The organism is Marinobacterium sediminicola (assembly GCF_022343685.1).
Classification (GTDB): Bacteria; Pseudomonadota; Gammaproteobacteria; order Pseudomonadales; family Balneatricaceae; genus Marinobacterium; species Marinobacterium sediminicola.
The window spans coordinates 147,722-164,684 of sequence record NZ_CP092123.1 but is presented as its reverse complement, the minus strand read 5'-3'; the positions used below and the strand labels follow the sequence as shown (position 1 = coordinate 164,684).

18 protein-coding genes are annotated in these 16,963 nt (G+C 58.4%); 10 read left to right on the top strand and 8 right to left on the bottom strand.

All coding sequences use genetic code 11. The annotated features are described in order from the left end of the window. The first annotated feature begins 18 nt into the window (after positions 1-18). The 5 genes from LN244_RS00750 to LN244_RS00730 are packed head-to-tail and all read left to right on the top strand — an operon-like array spanning position 19 to position 3,870. Positions 19-591 carry a YqgE/AlgH family protein gene (locus LN244_RS00750; protein WP_408904460.1) on the top strand — a complete coding sequence of 191 codons (573 nt, stop codon included), beginning with the start codon at positions 19-21 and terminating at the stop codon, positions 589-591. 13 nt (positions 592-604) lie between these two features. Then, positions 605-1,087 (top strand): Holliday junction resolvase RuvX, encoded by a 483-nt coding sequence (gene ruvX, locus LN244_RS00745; RefSeq protein ID WP_239040954.1) that lies wholly within the window; start codon positions 605-607, stop codon positions 1,085-1,087. Next, entirely contained in the window at positions 1,062-1,571 is a 510-nt protein-coding gene (pyrR, locus tag LN244_RS00740; protein ID WP_239040953.1) for a bifunctional pyr operon transcriptional regulator/uracil phosphoribosyltransferase PyrR, read from the top strand. The genes ruvX and pyrR overlap by 26 nt, the downstream gene beginning before the upstream one ends. A gap of 20 nt (positions 1,572-1,591) precedes the next feature. Beyond that, positions 1,592-2,599 (top strand): aspartate carbamoyltransferase catalytic subunit, encoded by a 1,008-nt coding sequence (locus LN244_RS00735; protein ID WP_239040952.1) that lies wholly within the window; start codon positions 1,592-1,594, stop codon positions 2,597-2,599. Beyond that, the gene (locus LN244_RS00730) at positions 2,596-3,870 is read left to right on the top strand and encodes a dihydroorotase (RefSeq protein WP_239040951.1); all 1,275 of its coding nucleotides are present in this window, start codon (positions 2,596-2,598) and stop codon (positions 3,868-3,870) included. Before LN244_RS00735 ends, LN244_RS00730 begins: the two co-directional genes overlap by 4 nt. Before the next feature lie 119 nt (positions 3,871-3,989). On the opposite strand, the gene LN244_RS00725 is transcribed toward LN244_RS00730, so the two are convergent. From LN244_RS00725 to trxA, 4 genes are all read right to left on the bottom strand, one after another. Then, positions 3,990-4,754, bottom strand: a complete 765-nt coding sequence (locus LN244_RS00725) for an NAD(P)H-flavin reductase (RefSeq protein ID WP_239040950.1) — start codon at positions 4,752-4,754, stop codon at positions 3,990-3,992. Between the two features lie 46 nt (positions 4,755-4,800). Next, positions 4,801-6,276 carry a 4-hydroxy-3-polyprenylbenzoate decarboxylase gene (gene ubiD / locus LN244_RS00720; protein ID WP_239040949.1) on the bottom strand — a complete coding sequence of 492 codons (1,476 nt, stop codon included), beginning with the start codon at positions 6,274-6,276 and terminating at the stop codon, positions 4,801-4,803. A gap of 148 nt (positions 6,277-6,424) precedes the next feature. After that, positions 6,425-7,684, bottom strand: coding sequence for a transcription termination factor Rho (rho, locus tag LN244_RS00715; RefSeq protein ID WP_239040948.1), 1,260 nt, complete (start codon positions 7,682-7,684; stop codon positions 6,425-6,427). Between the two features lie 203 nt (positions 7,685-7,887). Continuing rightward, on the bottom strand, positions 7,888-8,214 hold the full coding sequence (gene trxA, locus LN244_RS00710; RefSeq protein ID WP_106591462.1) for a thioredoxin TrxA: 327 nt from the start codon (positions 8,212-8,214) through the stop codon (positions 7,888-7,890). A gap of 183 nt (positions 8,215-8,397) precedes the next feature. On the opposite strand from trxA, the gene ppx reads away from it, so the two are divergent. Together ppx and LN244_RS00700 are read left to right on the top strand one after the other, a co-directional pair. After that, on the top strand, positions 8,398-9,918 hold the full coding sequence (ppx, locus tag LN244_RS00705; RefSeq protein ID WP_239040947.1) for an exopolyphosphatase: 1,521 nt from the start codon (positions 8,398-8,400) through the stop codon (positions 9,916-9,918). Further along, positions 9,918-10,901, top strand: coding sequence for a nucleoside recognition domain-containing protein (locus LN244_RS00700; protein WP_239040946.1), 984 nt, complete (start codon positions 9,918-9,920; stop codon positions 10,899-10,901). Before ppx ends, LN244_RS00700 begins: the two co-directional genes overlap by 1 nt. Positions 10,902-10,964: 63 nt before the next feature. Here the strand turns inward: LN244_RS00700 and LN244_RS00695 are convergent, their stop codons facing one another. Both LN244_RS00695 and hslO read right to left on the bottom strand, forming a co-directional pair. Beyond that, complete coding sequence (locus tag LN244_RS00695) at positions 10,965-12,512, bottom strand: phosphoenolpyruvate carboxykinase (RefSeq protein ID WP_239040945.1); 1,548 nt, start codon at positions 12,510-12,512, stop codon at positions 10,965-10,967. A gap of 194 nt (positions 12,513-12,706) precedes the next feature. After that, the gene (gene hslO, locus LN244_RS00690; protein ID WP_239040944.1) at positions 12,707-13,582 is read right to left on the bottom strand and encodes an Hsp33 family molecular chaperone HslO; all 876 of its coding nucleotides are present in this window, start codon (positions 13,580-13,582) and stop codon (positions 12,707-12,709) included. 110 nt (positions 13,583-13,692) lie between these two features. Between hslO and LN244_RS00685 the strand changes: the two genes are divergently transcribed. Then, entirely contained in the window at positions 13,693-14,478 is a 786-nt protein-coding gene (locus tag LN244_RS00685) for a phosphatase PAP2 family protein (protein ID WP_239040943.1), read from the top strand. A gap of 12 nt (positions 14,479-14,490) precedes the next feature. On the opposite strand, the gene hslR is transcribed toward LN244_RS00685, so the two are convergent. Both hslR and yrfG read right to left on the bottom strand, forming a co-directional pair. Then, positions 14,491-14,916 carry a ribosome-associated heat shock protein Hsp15 gene (gene hslR / locus LN244_RS00680; protein ID WP_239040942.1) on the bottom strand — a complete coding sequence of 142 codons (426 nt, stop codon included), beginning with the start codon at positions 14,914-14,916 and terminating at the stop codon, positions 14,491-14,493. After that, positions 14,913-15,569 (bottom strand): GMP/IMP nucleotidase, encoded by a 657-nt coding sequence (gene yrfG / locus LN244_RS00675; RefSeq protein WP_239040941.1) that lies wholly within the window; start codon positions 15,567-15,569, stop codon positions 14,913-14,915. The genes hslR and yrfG overlap by 4 nt, the downstream gene beginning before the upstream one ends. A 48-nt stretch (positions 15,570-15,617) precedes the next feature. Here yrfG and nudE point away from each other — a divergent pair, with 48 nt between their 5' ends. Both nudE and LN244_RS00665 read left to right on the top strand, forming a co-directional pair. Continuing rightward, positions 15,618-16,166, top strand: a complete 549-nt coding sequence (gene nudE / locus LN244_RS00670) for an ADP compounds hydrolase NudE (protein WP_239040940.1) — start codon at positions 15,618-15,620, stop codon at positions 16,164-16,166. A gap of 187 nt (positions 16,167-16,353) precedes the next feature. Next, positions 16,354-16,938, top strand: coding sequence for a superoxide dismutase (locus LN244_RS00665; RefSeq protein ID WP_239040939.1), 585 nt, complete (start codon positions 16,354-16,356; stop codon positions 16,936-16,938). The last annotated feature ends 25 nt before the right edge of the window (positions 16,939-16,963 follow it).

Sequence of the window (16,963 nt, the reverse complement as noted above, 5' to 3'; positions counted from 1 at the left end):
ATTACCGGCGAAGAGATCCTGACCATGCCTTTCACCTCGCTTCGTGACCACTTCCTGATCTCAATGCCGCACCTGCTCGATGACACCTTCGCTCAAACCGTGATTTACATCTGTGATCATAATGAGTATGGCGCCATGGGTATCGTCGTCAATCGTCCCAGCGGTATTCGCATGTGTGACCTGCTCAATCATCTGGAGCTGGAAAACCAGACCGGCCTTGAATCCGAGCGCCCCATTTTCAACGGCGGCCCGGTACGTGATGATCGCGGCTTCGTGCTGCACACTCGCGCACCGCATCAGGAATGGCTCTCCACCCATGCCATCAATGACGATATCTGCCTGACGACTTCGCTGGATATTCTCGAAGCCATCGCCCGTGGAGAAGGCCCCGACACCTTTCTGGTGGCACTGGGTTACGCCGGCTGGGGTCCCGAGCAGCTGGAACAGGAACTGCGTGAAAACCTCTGGTTAAGCTGTCCGGCAAATTCAGATATACTTTTCCACCTGCCACTGGAGGACCGGCTGCACGCCGCCGCCGCCACCCTGGGCATCAATCTGAACCTGCTGACGGCCCACGCCGGACACGCCTGACTGAAGCGACTGGATGAGCAGCGACACCCAACTGGTGCTGGGATTCGATTTCGGCACGACACGCATCGGCCTGGCGATCGGCCAGAGCCTGACCGCCAGCGCCAGCCCGATCGATCCGATCCGGGCCCGTGACGGCATTCCGGACTGGGATGCTCTGGATACTCTTGTCAAACAATGGCAACCCGACACTCTGGTCGTGGGCATTCCGCTCAATATGGACGGCACCATCTCGGAGATGGCCCGCCGCGCACGCAAGTTTGCCAACCGCATTCAGGACCGCTATCAACTCCCCTGCTTCCTCTGTGACGAACGCCTGACAACGGCGGAAGCCAAGCGCATTCATCTGGACGCGGGTGGCGGTACCAACTTCAAACAGGAGTCGGTGGACGGCATTGCCGCGCAACTGATTCTGGAGGACTGGTTCAACAGTCCCGAACGTATCCCTAGCCACACCCGACTGGAGGACATTTATGGTCTCGGGAACCCTGAGCGTTGATGCACTGCTCGATAAGATGACCGGTGAAACCCGCGCCCTGATCGCCCAGCGCCACCTCAATGATCCGCTGATGATCGGTATTCGCACTGGCGGCGTCTGGCTCGCGGAACGCCTGCACCAGCAGCTGGAGCTGACCAGCCCGCTGGGCATTCTGGATATCAGCTTCTACCGTGATGACTTCTCCCAGGTGGGCATGAACCCCAAGGTTCAGCCGACCCAGCTGCCCTGTGCCACCGAAGGCCGCGACATTCTGCTGGTCGACGATGTCATCATGAGCGGTCGCACCATTCGAGCTGCCATGAATGAGCTGTTCGACTACGGCCGCCCCGCCTCGATCAGCCTGATCACCCTGCTGGACCTGCAGCGCCGAGAGTTGCCGATCCAGGCCGACGTCATCGGCGGTACTCTGGCGTTGGGTCCCGACCAGCTGGTCAAACTCAATGGCCCCGATCCCTTGACGCTGACCATCCGTCAGCGTGACTGAAACGACAAGAGCACACCACCATGTTTGAGGCTAACGACCCGAACGCGATACAGCTGACCGCAGACGGCCAGCTGCGCCACTTTCTGACTACCGAAGGTTTGCCGCGCGAGCTGCTGACCGAGATCCTCGATACCGCCGATTCCTTCGTCGACATGAGCCAGCAGCAGGTCAAGAAGATCCCCTTGCTGCGCGGCAAGACCGTGGCCAACCTGTTCTTCGAGAACAGCACCCGCACCCTGTCCACGTTCGAGCTGGCGGCCAAGCGCCTGTCCGCGGATGTGTTGAACCTGAATATCAACACCTCTTCGACCAAAAAGGGCGAGACCCTGAAGGACACGCTGATGACCCTGGAAGCGATGCACTCCGACATGTTCGTGGTGCGCCATTCTGACAGCGGCGCGGCCCACTTCATCGCCCAGCACGTCACACCCAATGTCGCCGTGATCAACGCCGGTGATGGCCGCCATGCCCACCCGACGCAGGCGATGCTGGACATGCTGACCATCCGCCGCCACAAGGGTGACTTTGCGCCGCTGAAAGTAGCCATCGTGGGTGACATTCTGCACTCCCGCGTGGCCCGCTCCCAGATCCACGCCCTGCGCACTCTCGGCGTCGACGAGATCCGCGTCATCGCCCCCAAGACCCTGCTGCCGCGCCATATCGAAGCACTGGGCGTGAAGGTTTTCACCGAGATGGCCCCCGGTTTGCGCGACGTGGATGTCATCATGATGCTGCGTCTGCAGAAGGAGCGCATGCAGAGCGCGCTGCTGCCGAGCGAGTCCGAGTTCTACAAGCTCTATGGCCTCAACCGCGACAAACTGGCATATGCCAAGCCGGATGCCGTGGTGATGCACCCGGGCCCCATCAACCGTGGTGTCGAAATCGAGTCGGAAGTGGCTGATGGCCCACGCTCCCTGATTCTGGATCAGGTGACCAACGGTATCGCCGTGCGTATGGCGGTGATGTCCAAGGCGATGAGCGGACAGCTGTCACAGCGAGGTGAAACGGGCCAGGAGGAGCAGGCATGAACATTTTGATCCAGGGCGGCCGCGTGATCGATCCGACCCAGCAGTGGGATGAAGTGGCCGACCTCTACATCCAGAACGGCGCCATCACCGCACTTGGGCAGGCACCCGACGGCTTTGCGGCCGACGAGGTGATCGACGCCGTCGGCCAGGTGGTTTGCCCAGGCCTGATCGACCTGTGTACCAACCTGCGCGAGCCCGGCTATACCCAGAAGGGCACCATCGCCAGCGAAACCGCAGCAGCTGCCGCAGGGGGCATCACGACACTGGTGGTCACCCCCGATACCCAGCCGATTGTGGAAACCGCGGCCGTGGCCGAGCTCATTCAGGATAGGGCGGCAGACCTGGGCTTTGCCCGCGTACTGCCGATGGGCGCGCTGACCCGGGGCCTTGAAGGCGAACAACTGGCTCCCCTGCACGGGCTGGCCAGCTCAGGCTGTATCGCCTTCACCAACATGCGTAACGCCATTGCCAGTAGCCAGACGCTGATGCGCTGTCTGGAATACGCCGCGACTCACGACTTGCTGGTGGTGTTTCAGGCACAGGACAACGCCCTGGCCGCCAACGGCTGCATGCATGATGACACCACCTCCACCCGACTGGGTCTTAATGGCATTCCCGAAGCGGCAGAAACCATCGAAGTGTCCCGCTGCCTGTTGCTGGTGGAACAGACTGGTGTGCGCGCCCACTTCGGCCAGCTTTCCTGCGAACGTTCGGTACGCATGATCGAGGCCGCTCGTGAACGCGGCCTGGATGTCACAGCTGATGTCGCCATCCAGCATCTGCTGCTGACCGACGAGAGTGTCAACGGCTTCAACGCCGCCTACCATCTCCAGCCACCGTTGCGCAGCCAGCTGGACCGTGCCGGCCTGCGCCAGGGTCTGGTCACCGGCACCATCGCTGCCATCTGTTCGGACCACCAGCCACACGACCCGATCGCCAAGCAGGCGCCGTTTGCTGCAACCGAACCGGGCATGACCGGACTGGAAACCCTGCTGCCGCTGAGCCTGTCACTGGTGGAGCAGCAACTGCTGGAGCTGCCACAGCTGATCGAAACCCTGACTGCAGCACCCGCTCGCATCCTGGGGATAGACGCCGGTACCCTGGCCATCGGCTCCCAGGCCGACATCTGCATCTTCGACCCTCAGGCCGAATGGGTTGTCAGCGAGGAGAGTCTGAGATCAGCAGGCAAGAATACGCCGTTCCTTGGTCAGACACTCAAGGGCCGCGTCAATGCGACACTGATGGACGGCCGGATCGTATTCCGACGCTGAGCCACAGCGTTGGCACCCAAAAAAGGGGCGACTCCTGCAGGAGCCGCCCCTTTTCTGTTTTGTTCCTGAGCTGGACCCAGATGCCAGCCTATTTCAGGACCGGGCACTCGCCGTGCACATCAGGCCAGTGCGGTCTTCTCCGGACGCGGAGCCCAGGCAAACACATCCGAATGGATCTGCTCTTCAGCAACCCCTTTAGCCTCCAGACGGTCGACCAGTGCGTGCACCATGCCGGGAGAGCCACAGGCATAAACTGCCAGATCGGCATCGACAGCCGTCAGATCATCCGCGAGGGCATCCGGCATCAAACCGGTACGTCCCTGCCAACCCGGGCTGTTTTCCGGCTCGCTGACCACCGGGATGAAGCTCACGTTCGCATGCTCGGCCGCCCACTGTTGCGGCAGCTTTTCAAGATACATATCCGCTTCAACGCGCGCACCCCAGTAGATCTCAATCGGGTTGCCCGCCTGATTGGCCAGCAGATGCTCCACCATGCTCTTGATCTGGGCAAACCCGGTGCTGGCAGCCGCAAAAATGAAACGGGTTTCAGGCTTCACCTCTGACTGACTCAGGTAAACCGTGCCTTTGGGCAGTTCGACATCAATCTCGCTCTGGGTACGCAGCGTCTCCAGAATCATCGCGTTAAACTCGCTGCCCGGCACCTGACGGATATGCAGCTCAAGATCACGCCCCTGATCCGGCGCTGAAGCGATGGAGAACGAAGCTTTCTTGCCTTCAGGCAGGCAAAGATCCAGATACTGGCCGGCATGGTAATGCATGTTCTCCGGATCCTGAGTTTCGAGGCGCAGGCGCACCCGGAACACATCATGATTGAGCGCTTCAAAGCCGGTGATGTTGCAATGTTTTTTCTCTACGGGAAACACGTGTTCACTCCCTGGCCGGACAGGCTAACCATCCGGTCGGTTCGGTTTAACAAATATCCAGTTGGTCCCAGATCTCATCGACCCGAGCCTTGGTCGCCGAATCCATCTGGATCGGTTCCCCCCACTCACGGTCGGTCTCGCCATGCCACTTGTTGGTGGCATCAAGCCCCATTTTCGAGCCCAGTCCCGATACCGGTGAGGCGAAGTCGAGGTAGTCGATAGGCGTATTATCGATCATCAGCGTATCGCGCTGAGGATCCATCCGGGTCGTAATCGCCCATATAACATCCTGCCAATCGCGGGCATTTACATCGTCATCACAGACGATGACGAACTTGGTGTACATGAACTGCCGCAGGAAAGACCAGACACCGAGCATAATCCGCTTGGCATGGCCGGGGTACTGCTTCTTGATGGTCACGACGGCCATGCGATAGGAGCACCCTTCCGGCGGCAGATAGAAGTCGACGATTTCGGGGAACTGCTTCTGCAGGATCGGCACAAAGACTTCGTTCAGAGCCACACCGAGCACCGCCGGCTCATCAGGCGGACGACCGGTATAGGTGCTGTGGTAGATGGCATCCTTGCGTCGAGTGATCCGCTCCACGGTGAACACCGGAAAACGATCCACTTCGTTGTAGTAGCCGGTATGGTCACCAAAGGGACCTTCATCGGCCATCTCGTCAGGATCGATGTAGCCTTCAAGGATGATCTCGGCACTGGCCGGCACCTGAAGGTCACTCCCCAGACATTTGACCACCTCGGTCTTGCCACCCCGCAGCAGACCGGCAAAGGCATACTCGGACAGGGTATCGGGGACCGGGGTCACGGCACCGAGAATCGTGGCGGGATCAGCCCCCAGAGCCACAGCAACCGGAAACCGTTCGCCCGGATGGGCCTGCTTCCATTCACGAAAATCCAGCGCGCCGCCACGATGCGCCAGCCAGCGCATGATCAGCTTGTTCCGACCGATCAACTGCTGACGATAGATCCCCAGGTTCTGTCGCGGCTTTTCAGGACCACGCGTCACCACCAGCGGCCAGGTCACCAGCGGGCCGGCATCACCGGGCCAGCAGGTCTGGATCGGTATCCGGTAGAGATCGACGGCATCGCCCTCCAATACGACTTCCTGGCAGGGCGCCTTGCGCACCTGCTTGGGTCCCATATTGAGGACCTGCTTGTACAACGGCAGTTTTTCCCAGGCATCCTTCATGCCGCGGGGCGGCTCCGGCTCCTTCAGTTGTGCCAGCAGCTTGCCCACCTCCCGCAGCGCGGTCACCGATTCTTCGCCCATACCCAAAGCGACCCGCTCCGGAGTCCCGAACAGGTTGCCCAGCACCGGCATGTCATAGCCTTTGGGATTCTCGAACAGCAGCGCTGGGCCACCGGCTCTGAGTGTGCGGTCACAGATTTCGGTCATTTCCAGCACCGGGTCCACCGGCATGCTGATACGCTTGAGCTCACCACGCGCTTCCAGCATCTTGATGAAGTCGCGCAGATCCTTGTATTTGGGTGTAGACATGAGATCGCCTGTGCAAAGAGTACGACTGAGTATAATGCCGCTCCTGCGCCTCACTGCACCTGCGGCATGACGTACGTCCTGTACATAAAAAAAGGGTAAGTTGTTACGCTTACCCTGTCTTTACCGGTTCACCGGTCATTACTGTCGCTTACTTGCGTTTCATCGACAGGAAGAACTCGTCATTGGTCTTGAAGTCCTTCAGCTTGTCGATAACAAACTCGGTAGCCGCCGCATCTTCCATCGGGTCCAGCAGTTTGCGCAGGATCCACATCCGCTGCAGCTCTTCCTCGGACGTCAGCAGGTCTTCACGGCGGGTACCGGAACGACGGATGTTGATCGCCGGGAACACGCGCTTTTCGGCTACTTTGCGGTCCAGGTGTACTTCGGAGTTACCGGTACCCTTGAACTCTTCGAAGATCACTTCATCCATCTTGGAGCCGGTGTCGACCAGCGCCGTGGCGATGATAGTCAGGCTGCCGCCTTCCTCGATGTTACGGGCCGCACCGAAGAAGCGCTTCGGACGCTCCAGCGCGTGAGCATCCACACCACCGGTCAGTACCTTGCCGGAAGACGGAATGACGGTGTTGTAGGCACGGGCCAGACGGGTGATGGAGTCGAGCAGAATTACCACATCCTTCTTGTGCTCGGTCAGACGCTTGGCTTTTTCCAGCACCATCTCGGCAACCTGAACGTGACGTGCCGGAGGTTCATCGAAGGTAGAGGCAACCACTTCGCCGCGCACGGTGCGCTGCATCTCGGTCACTTCCTCTGGGCGTTCGTCGATCAGCAGTACGATCAGGTAGCACTCAGGGTTGTTACGGGTGATGCTGTTGGCAATATTCTGCAGCATTAGCGTCTTACCCGCCTTCGGCGGTGACACGATCAATGCACGCTGCCCCTTGCCCATCGGACAAACCAGGTCGATCACACGCGCCGTCAGATCTTCGGTACTGCCGTTACCGATCTCCATGCGCAGACGTTCCTGCGCAAACAGCGGTGTCAGGTTCTCGAACAGGATCTTGTTCTTCGCGTTTTCCGGACGGTCATAGTTGATCTCGTTGACCTTCAGCAGTGCGAAGTAGCGTTCGCCGTCCTTCGGCGGGCGAATCTTACCTGCAATGGTATCACCGGTACGCAGGTTGAAGCGGCGGATCTGACTGGGCGATACATAGATGTCATCAGGGCCGGCCAGGTAGGAAGAGTCGGCAGAGCGCAGAAAGCCGAAGCCATCCTGGAGAATCTCCAGTACACCGTTGCCATAGATATCTTCACCGCTTTTGGCGTGTCGCTTCAGAATTGCGAAGATGACATCCTGCTTGCGGGAGCGGGCCATGTTTTCGAGGCCCATTTCGGTAGCAATTTCCAGAAGTTCCGGAACGCTTTTAAGTTTGAGTTCGGTAAGATTCATAGTTTTCAGGAAGCAGCCGCTATCGACTGGTTACGGATGGAAACCGGAAGGTTAGTCAGAAGAACAAGGTTAAGATACAGCTATTGAAGCCCACGCAATGGATCGCCGGGCCGATAAGTCAAACTACTATAAAAGGTAACCTGGACAGTGTCCAGCCGGGATCAAGAAAAACGCAGCCACGGAGGCTGCGTTTTTCAAACATCTTACAGGTTGGCGTCGATGAAGGCCGCCAGCTGCGATTTGGACAGGGCGCCGACCTTGGTCGCTTCAACATTGCCACCCTTGAACAGCATCAGGGTCGGAATTCCGCGAATACCAAACTTGGGCGGAGTTTCGTTGTTCTCGTCGATGTTCAGCTTGCAGACCTTCAGCTTGCCCGCATACTCCTTGGCAATCTCTTCCAGAACCGGGGCGATCATTTTGCAAGGTCCGCACCATTCAGCCCAGTAGTCTACCAGTACAGCGCCGTCCGCCTTGAGGACATCTTCTTCGAAGGAGGCGTCAGTTACATTGACGATATTTTCACTCATGGATGGATTCTCCAGTGCACCTGGTGCGTTAGAAACATTGGTTTTGATGATAACACCTGCCACCGATTCCCGCCAGATTCCCCCTCTGTGCTGACGGGTGTCATCAAATTAGGGTAGCGCGTCAGGCCGCATAACCGGTATTTTTGAAGGCTTGTACGCGCTTGATACAGAGGACAACGCTCAATGCACACTCAGGATCCATCGCAGGCCCCTGCCTCCGACAGCTCGCTGCTGGCCGCTATCGATCTCGGTTCGAACAGCTTTCACATCATCGTATCTCAGCTGTTCGCCGGCGAATTGAAGACGCTGGACGTGCTGTCGGAAAAGGTTCAACTGGCCGCCGGTCTGGATACCGATGACTGCCTGACCGAAGAAGCCATGGCCCGAGGACTGGAGTGCCTGAGCCGATTTGCGCAGCGCGTCAGCGACCTGCAGCGCCAGTCGATTCGGGTGGTCGGCACCAATGCCTTGCGTCAGGCGCGCAATAGTGAGGCTTTTATTGAACGCGCACAGGCCCTGCTGGGCACCCCGGTGGAAGTCATTGCCGGCCGTGAAGAAGCCCGCCTGATCTATCTTGGCGTTGCCCATACGCTGGCCGATGATACCGGCCGCCGACTGGTCGTGGATATCGGTGGCGGCAGCACAGAGTTCATCATTGGCGAGCGCTTTGAGCCGCGCGTCTGCGAAAGCCTGCACATGGGGTGTGTCAGCTATACCGACCTGTTTTTTGCCGATGGCCGGATCACGGCACAGGCCATGCAGGCCGCCCGCACCGCTGCCATGCAGGAGCTGCTGTCGATCCGGCGCGATTATCGGCGTCTGGGCTGGAACAGCAGTGTCGGAGCCTCAGGCACCGTCAAGGCGGCTCATCAGGCATGCCTGTCACTGGGTTTCAGTACTGAACAGATCACACGTGAAGCACTGAGTCGGCTTTGCCAGTATCTGATTGATCAGGGCAATGTGGACAACCTCGACATTGATGGCATCAAGCCGGAACGCCGCGCTGTTTTGCCCGCCGGTGTCGCTATCCTGAGCGCCGTCTTCGAGTCCCTCGACGTCCAGCAGATGAGCTTTTCCGAAGGTGCTCTGCGGGAGGGGGTCCTCTATGACATGGCAGGGCGCCTGCGCCACGAAGACGTGCGCGAGCGAACCATCAACGCACTGGGCCGCCGTTACCATGTAGACCGGAAACAGGCGGCACGTGTCGAGGCCACCGCCCTGATTGCACTGGCACAGGTCAAGGAAAGCTGGAGCCTGGAAGCCGGCAAGTATCACGAAATGCTGAGCTGGGCCGCCCGCAGCCACGAGATTGGTCTGGCGGTCGCCCATAGCCAGTTTCACAAGCACAGTGCCTACCTGCTGCAACACTCCGATCTCCCCGGTTTCACTCGTCTGGAGCAGCAGCTGCTGGCATTTCTGGTTCGCGGCCACCGGCGTAAATTTCCCAAGGAGGAGTACCGCCAGCTGCCTGACAAACTGCGACAGCCATACCGTTACCTCTGCCTGCTGCTTCGCTTGTCGGTCATCATGCATCGCAGCCGCAGCAAGGCCCGACTGCCAGCCTTTATGCTGAAAGTCGACGACCAGAAGATCGAGCTGAACTTTCCCCCCGGTTGGCTTAATCACCACCCTCTGACCCGAGCCGACCTGGAACAGGAAGCAGGATACCTGCGCAACATTGATTTCAAACTGAAAGTCAGCTGATGCTCAAACGCCTCCTGCAAGGCTGTCGTGAAGTTGTCAGCGACAGTCTTAAAGTCATTACCACACTGTTCAAGATCATGATCCCGGCCATTCTGGTGGTAAAGCTGCTGACCGAGCTCGGCGCCACCGAATGGCTGGGTCAGTTGCTCACTCCGATCATGGGGTGGATGGGCTTGCCCCCGGAAGCCGGCCTAATCTGGGCAACCAGCCTGCTGACCAACATCTACACCGGGGTCGTGATCTTCTTTTCCACACAGGGCACCGCTGACTGGACCCTGGCTCAAGTTACGGTACTGGGCGTACTGTTGCTCAGCGCCCATAACCTGCCCGTGGAGATACGGGTTGCCCAGAAAGCCGGCTGCCGCGTTTTGCCACAATTGCTGTTGCGAATCGGCGGCGGCATCCTGCTCGGCACTATTCTGCACCATGGCTACCGTCTCAGTGACAGCCTGCAGACAACTCAGGAACTGCCATGGCAGCCGCAGCCTGCCGGGGGCGGCTGGCTGGAATGGGGGCTGAGCCAGCTGCAGACATTGTTCTGGACCGCACTGATGATCCTGCTGCTGATGACATCGCTGCGCCTGCTGAGACTGCTGGGGATCGAGCGACTGATTGAGTGGGCACTTCGGCCGTTGTTGAAACTGATCGGCATTGCTCCGAACGCCCTGTCGATCACCCTGATCGGCATGACGCTGGGATTGGCCTATGGTGGAGGCCTGTTGATCAGAGAAGCAGAAAAGGGTGACATCGAGCCTGCCGATGTTTTCTGCGCCATCAGCCTGCTCGGTCTCTGTCACAGCTTGATTGAGGACACTCTGCTGGTACTGGTGATGGGTGCCGACCTCTCGGGCATTTTATGGGCACGACTGGCCTTTGCCCTCATTACGATCGCCATCATCAGCCGCCTGCTGCCCCGGCTGCCTCAACAGCACTGGCTGTATCGCTCGGTCCACTCCCCCCGAACTGAGCCCGCCAGCCACTGAAGCGCGCAAACAAAAACGCCCTGCAGAAGCAGGGCGTTTATCCGGTTTGCTTTCAGGTCAGGCTCAGGCCTTGGGACCTGCAGCGATGATCTCTTCGGATACACCGGCAAACTTGGTGAAGTTGTTGACGAACTGCTGTGCCAGATCGGCAGCGGCAGCGTCGTAGGCCGACTTGTCAGCCCAGGTGTCACGCGGGTTCAGCAGGTTGGTGTCAACACCCGGAACCGCGGTCGGTACTGCCAGGTTGATGCCGTCCAGCTGCACGGTTTCACAATCTTTCAGCGCACCACTCTGGATGGCACTGATGATGGCACGCGTTGTCGGAATGCTGAAACGCTCACCCACACCGTAGGAACCGCCGGTCCAGCCGGTGTTCACCAGGTAGACGCGAGAGCCGTATTCTTCGATGCGCTTCATCAACAGCTCGGCGTACACGTGAGCCGGGCGCGGGAAGAAAGGCGCACCAAAGCAGGTAGAGAAAGTGGACTTGATGCCGCCACCTGAACCCATTTCGGTAGAACCGACCAGTGCGGTGTAACCGGACAGGAAGTGGTATGCAGCCGCTTCTTTGGTCAGCACGGAAACCGGCGGCAGTACGCCCGTCAGGTCGCAGGTCAGGAAGACGATGGAATCCGGCTCGTCACCCATGTTGGTGGCAGAACGCTTGTCCACGTGATCCAGCGGGTAGGCACAACGGCCGTTTTCGGTCAGGCTGGTATCGTTGTAGTCAGCCTTGCGGTTGTCATCCAGCTTGACGTTCTCAACGATGGCGCCGAAACGGATGGCATCCCAGATGATCGGCTCGTTCTTCTTGCTCAGGTTGATGGTCTTGGCGTAGCAGCCACCTTCCAGGTTGAAGACCACACCCTTGCCCCAGCCGTGCTCGTCGTCACCAATCAGGTAACGTTCCGGGTCTGCAGACAGGGTGGTCTTGCCGGTACCGGACAGACCGAAGAACAGAGTCGTAGAACCGTCTTCACCGATGTTGGCGGAGCAGTGCATCGGCAGTACGTCTTTCTCCGGCAGCAGGAAGTTCTGTACGGAGAACATCGCCTTCTTCATTTCACCGGCGTAACGCATACCAGCGATCAGTACCTTGCGCTTGGCGAAGTTCAGGATGACGCAGCCGTCAGAGTTGGTGCCGTCACGCTCAGGCTCGCACTGGAAGCCGGCAACGTTCAGGATCTGCCACTCTTCCTTGTCCTTGGGGTTGTACTCGTGCGGACGGATGAACAGGTTCAGACCAAAGAGGTTCTGCCACGCGGTTTCGGTGGTCATTTTCACCGGCAGGTAGTGGTTGTGATCAGCACCCACGTGTACATTGGCAACATAATGTTCCTTGTCCGCCAGATACTCTTCAACCCGCGCCCAAAGCGCATCGAACTTGTCGGCATCGAACGGGCGATTGATGTTGCCCCACTCGATGGCATCAGCAGTGCTGGGCTCTTCAACGATGAAACGATCCATCGGCGAACGGCCAGTACGCTGTCCGGTGGTGACAACCAGTGCTCCGGTGTCAGCCAGGACACCTTCATTACGCTGAATCGCACACTCCACCAGCTCAGCTGGTGTCAGATTCACGTGTACGCTATTGACGGTTTCTTTGGTCATTACTGGATTCCCTTGGCACTTCGCCAAACTATTACCTGAAAGCAAAAAGGCTGCTGCGTTCCGGTCAACGCAGTTCGAATCGTTATTTTTGGGGCGCTATTATTGCACAAAATGTACGCTGATGGGACTGCATTGAATCATTCTCATTTGGCATCCCATCAGGCGTGTACAGATCCCGGCTAAGCCACTGATTCTCAGTGCATCCGGCCATCCTGATCGAGGTAGCCCGGCTCACTGAACAGTGCCCGAATGTCGGTTTCGTCGAAGTGATATTGCTGGTTGCAGAACTGACAGCCCACATCGATGCTGCCATTCTGTTCAGCCAGAATGTCCAGCAACTCGTCCTCTGTCATGAACTTCAGCGCTTCAGCACTGCGTTCACGGGAGCAGTCACACTGAAAACGCAGTGACTGGGGTTCGTAAAGGCGGCAGGTTTCTTCGTGGAACAGGCGGAAAAGCAGCTCTTCATTATCCAGCTGCAACAGCTCATCGTCTTTTAACGTAGATGCCAGCATGCTGACCCTAGACCAGTCCTCGTCTCCTGTTCCTTCGGCCGGCAACACCTGCAACATCAAACCTGCCGCACGCTGACCATCAGCGGCCAGATGGATGGAGGTGCCTAGCTGCTCGGACTGCTCGAAGTAGGCCTGCAAACACTGGGCAAGCGTCGAATGCTCCAGAGGTACCACGCCCTGGTAGCGCTGGCCTTTTTCCGGCTCAATCGTCAGGGCAATACGACCCTTGACCAGCAGTTCATTGAACGCCAGATCATCAGCCACTTCGCCCTCATAACGGGCAATGGCCCTCAAATCCTGATGGTGGTTGCATTCAGCCATCAGCAGCCTGACGGCACCCTCACCCTGTGCCTGCAGCAACAAACGTCCTTCGAATTTCAAGGTCGAACTGAGCATGCTCACCGCCGCGAGCATTTCGCCCAGCAGACGCTGCAGCACCAGGGGATAGTCGTGACGGGACAGCACTTCCTGATAGCTGTTTTCAAGGCCTGCGACTACTCCGCGGACATCGATCTGGTCAAAAAGAATACGCTGAATCTGATCAGGATTGCTCATCAAGTGGTTCCCGGGGTCTTCTGGTCTGAGTTTTCTCGACTGACAGGGTGAGTCAGCCAAAGGGTGTTGCTAAAATGCGTAAACCGTAATTCTAGCCGAATGAGTTCAAAATGATCACCCCAGACCCCGTGTTTTCCACCCGCTGGCGCCCTGCCTTGCTGATCGGCATGCATCTGGCCGCGGCCGCCCTGCTGTTCAGCTTCGTTAACGAAAGCGGTCGAGCCCTGTGGCGCAGCCTTGATGCCCAGATATTTTTTGCCCTGAACGGCTCGCTCTTTGCCAGCGAAACCTGGGCCAGCTTCTGGGCCTGGATGAATACCCGCGAGGTCGATGCGATATCGGCACTGGTGATGCTGGTGTTTCTGGTGTTTCCCGGGCTGGGCCTCAAGCGCAATCAGCTGCAGGCCGGCTTTACCGGTTTCCTGTTGCTGATGATCCTGATGCTGCCCATGCGCGAGGCGCTGTCCGAGTATTCGGTTTCCAGCGGCCTCAGCGGGCACAGCCCCTCGCTGCAACTGGAACCGGCGTACCGCTTCAGTACCGAACTGCCTGACATCCCGGCCAAGGACAGCGCCACGACCAGCTTCCCGGGAGACCATGCCAGTGTCCTGATGGTCTGGCTCGGCTTTCTGCTGTTCAACGCCCGCAACCTCGGCACATTGGCCGCCACCGCTCTGGCACTTTTCCTGATGTCACCACGCCTGTTCGGTGGTGCGCACTGGTTCACGGATGCGGCAGTCGGCGGCTTGAGCCTGGCACTGGTGACCCTGGCCTGGGCCTGCGCATCGCCAGTACCTCATTGGATGAATCAGGGGCTGATGCGTCTGCTGGGGCCGCTCTACCGTCTGGCCGGCCGCCTTCCTCTGCTCGGGCGCCTGCCTTTTTTCAGCGGCTGACGCTTTCGGGGGTCAGTCCCAGCTGCCCTTGATTCGCAGCAGTTCGCGTCGGCTCTTCTTGTTGGGACGCTGGTCCGGCGCGCTGCCTTCAGTCTTGCGGGCCAGTGCCCGCTCTTCCCGCGCCTTGATGCTGTCTTCGGTTTCCCGATAGAGCTTTTGCGCCTCAGCAGCACCTCGGCGTTGATCGGAGAGCGCCAGCACCTCAACCGTCTTTTCCTCGTAGCCCTGACGCAGCTGGATCAGCGCACCAACCTCCACGGCCTTGCTGCATTTTGCCCTCTGGCCATCGTAGTGAACCTTGCCCCCCTCGATCATCTGCTTGGCCAGCGCACGGGTCTTGTAAAAACGCGCAGCCCAGAGCCACTTGTCCAGACGCACGGCTCTGTGGCTCTGCTGCTCTTTCTCGCGCGCCTGCTGCTCCTTGTAATGGTGGCTCATAACGCGTGAATTACCTCACTGAAATCATTGGTGGCTTCGTATTCATCGATACGACGCTCAGGTTGAGTCGAGTCCGGCTGAGTAATCGACAGCAGATGGGCGATCCCGTAGCGTTTGGCCGAGGCCAATACCGCCAGGCTGTCATCCACCAGCAGTGTTCTCTGTGGGTCGAAGGGCTCCACTTCCTGCAAGGCATGCCAGAACGCCTGTTCCTCTTTTGGATAGCCAAAATCGTGCGAACAGATCACTACATCGACCAGAGTGTCGATCGCCGTCACTTCAATCTTCAGCGACAGACTGTCGCGGTGAGCATTGGTCGCGATGACTGTGCGCCGACCGCTGGCCCGCAAAGCCTGCAGAAATGCCCGGGCTCCCGGGCGAAAGCCGATGCGGTTCATGATTTCACGCTTCAATGGCACGATCGGCAGGTTCAACTGTTCGGTCCAGTAGTCCAGACAGTACCAGCTCAACGCTCCCTGCTCACGACGGATGCGCTCATGCAACCAGTTACGCGCCTGTTCAAGTTCCAGTCCATGGTGCTGGGCATAACGTTCTGGCAGGAGTTCCAGCCAGAAATGGGAATCGAAATGAAGATCCAGGAGGGTACCGTCCATGTCGAGCAGAACGGTATCTATGGCTTGCCAATCAAGCATAATCAGGGAACACTCTGACAGCTAACAACAGTTTTCGGATAATTCAGTATGACTGCCAAACCCGAGATTTTGAAGTTGACCAAAGTGGCCAGCAGCCGGTTGTTTCATATCGAGGCCATGGATCTGCGCTTCAGCAACGGCACCGAACGCCGTTATGAGCGGCTCAGAACCGGCGGTCACGGCGCCGTGATGATCGTTGCCATCAACGAGCACGATGAAGTGCTGCTGATCCGTGAATATGCGGCTGGCCTTGAAGATTATGTACTGACCCTGCCCAAGGGCTTGATCGACCCGGGTGAGGACATGATGACCGCTGCCAACCGTGAGCTGCAGGAAGAGGTCGGCTTCGCGGCACGTGAACTGTCCCATGTCCGCCAGTTGACCGCGGCACCGAACTATATGGGGCACCGTCTGGAAGTTATTCTGGCCCGTGACCTTTATCCCAGCAGTCTGGAAGGTGACGAGCCCGAGCCCCTCGAAGTGGTTCCCTGGCCCATGTCCCGCCTGGCCGAACTCTTCATTCATGACGAATTTTCCGAAGGACGTGCCATTGCCGCGCTCTGTCTGGTCCAGCAACGGCACTCGCCTGCCGACTGAGACCTTGTATTCCTGTCACCCGCCTCCATGTAAGGAGGCAGGTGGGAAACTGACCTTCTCGAATACCCCACAAACTGTGTCATGATAAGCCGCCCTGTTGGTGCTATCATCAGGGCACACGAGAGGCCAGTCCTCATTAGAAAAACAGTTTTATGCTGAACCTGTCTGACAAATCAAGGTGAATATTATGAGCTTCGAACTGCCTGCACTGCCGTACGCAAAAGATGCACTGGAACCGCACATCTCTGCCGAAACCCTGGAATTCCACCACGGCAAGCACCACAACACCTACGTGGTCAAGCTGAACGGTCTGGTACCGGGCACCGAATACGAAGGCAAGTCTCTGGAAGAGATCATCAAGACAGCTCCGGCTGGCGGCATCTTCAACAACGCGGCTCAGGTATGGAACCACACCTTCTACTGGCACTGCCTGTCTCCGAACGGTGGCGGCGCACCGACTGGCGCCATCGCTGATGCCATCGCTGTAAAGTGGGGCTCTTTCGAGAAGTTCCAGGAAGAGTTCAATGACAAGGCCGTTAACAACTTCGGTTCCAGCTGGACCTGGCTGGTGAAGAACGCTGACGGTACTCTGGACATCGTCAACACCAGCAACGCCGGTACTCCGATGACCGAAGGCCAGACTGCGCTGCTGACTGTCGACCTGTGGGAACACGCCTACTACATCGATTACCGCAACGTACGTCCGGATTACCTGAAAGGCTTCTGGGCGCTGGTGAACTGGGACTTCGTCAACGAAAACTACGCTGGCTAATTCCCGCCCCCGATAAAGGCGCCTT

Excerpts from the sequence above, each read along its gene's own strand:
- ruvX (WP_239040954.1), top strand. The coding sequence starts at position 605 with ATGAGCAGCGACACCCAACTGGTGCTGGGATTCGATTTCGGCACGACA.
- pyrR (WP_239040953.1), top strand. The coding sequence starts at position 1,062 with ATGGTCTCGGGAACCCTGAGCGTTGATGCACTGCTCGATAAGATGACC.
- LN244_RS00735 (WP_239040952.1), top strand. The coding sequence starts at position 1,592 with ATGTTTGAGGCTAACGACCCGAACGCGATACAGCTGACCGCAGACGGC.
- LN244_RS00730 (WP_239040951.1), top strand. The coding sequence starts at position 2,596 with ATGAACATTTTGATCCAGGGCGGCCGCGTGATCGATCCGACCCAGCAG.
- ubiD (WP_239040949.1), bottom strand. The coding sequence starts at position 6,276 with ATGTCTACACCCAAATACAAGGATCTGCGCGACTTCATCAAGATGCTG.
- rho (WP_239040948.1), bottom strand. The coding sequence starts at position 7,684 with ATGAATCTTACCGAACTCAAACTTAAAAGCGTTCCGGAACTTCTGGAA.
- trxA (WP_106591462.1), bottom strand. The coding sequence starts at position 8,214 with ATGAGTGAAAATATCGTCAATGTAACTGACGCCTCCTTCGAAGAAGAT.
- ppx (WP_239040947.1), top strand. The coding sequence starts at position 8,398 with ATGCACACTCAGGATCCATCGCAGGCCCCTGCCTCCGACAGCTCGCTG.
- LN244_RS00700 (WP_239040946.1), top strand. The coding sequence starts at position 9,918 with ATGCTCAAACGCCTCCTGCAAGGCTGTCGTGAAGTTGTCAGCGACAGT.
- LN244_RS00695 (WP_239040945.1), bottom strand. The coding sequence starts at position 12,512 with ATGACCAAAGAAACCGTCAATAGCGTACACGTGAATCTGACACCAGCT.
- hslO (WP_239040944.1), bottom strand. The coding sequence starts at position 13,582 with ATGAGCAATCCTGATCAGATTCAGCGTATTCTTTTTGACCAGATCGAT.
- LN244_RS00685 (WP_239040943.1), top strand. The coding sequence starts at position 13,693 with ATGATCACCCCAGACCCCGTGTTTTCCACCCGCTGGCGCCCTGCCTTG.
- hslR (WP_239040942.1), bottom strand. The coding sequence starts at position 14,916 with ATGAGCCACCATTACAAGGAGCAGCAGGCGCGCGAGAAAGAGCAGCAG.
- yrfG (WP_239040941.1), bottom strand. The coding sequence starts at position 15,569 with ATGCTTGATTGGCAAGCCATAGATACCGTTCTGCTCGACATGGACGGT.
- nudE (WP_239040940.1), top strand. The coding sequence starts at position 15,618 with ATGACTGCCAAACCCGAGATTTTGAAGTTGACCAAAGTGGCCAGCAGC.
- LN244_RS00665 (WP_239040939.1), top strand. The coding sequence starts at position 16,354 with ATGAGCTTCGAACTGCCTGCACTGCCGTACGCAAAAGATGCACTGGAA.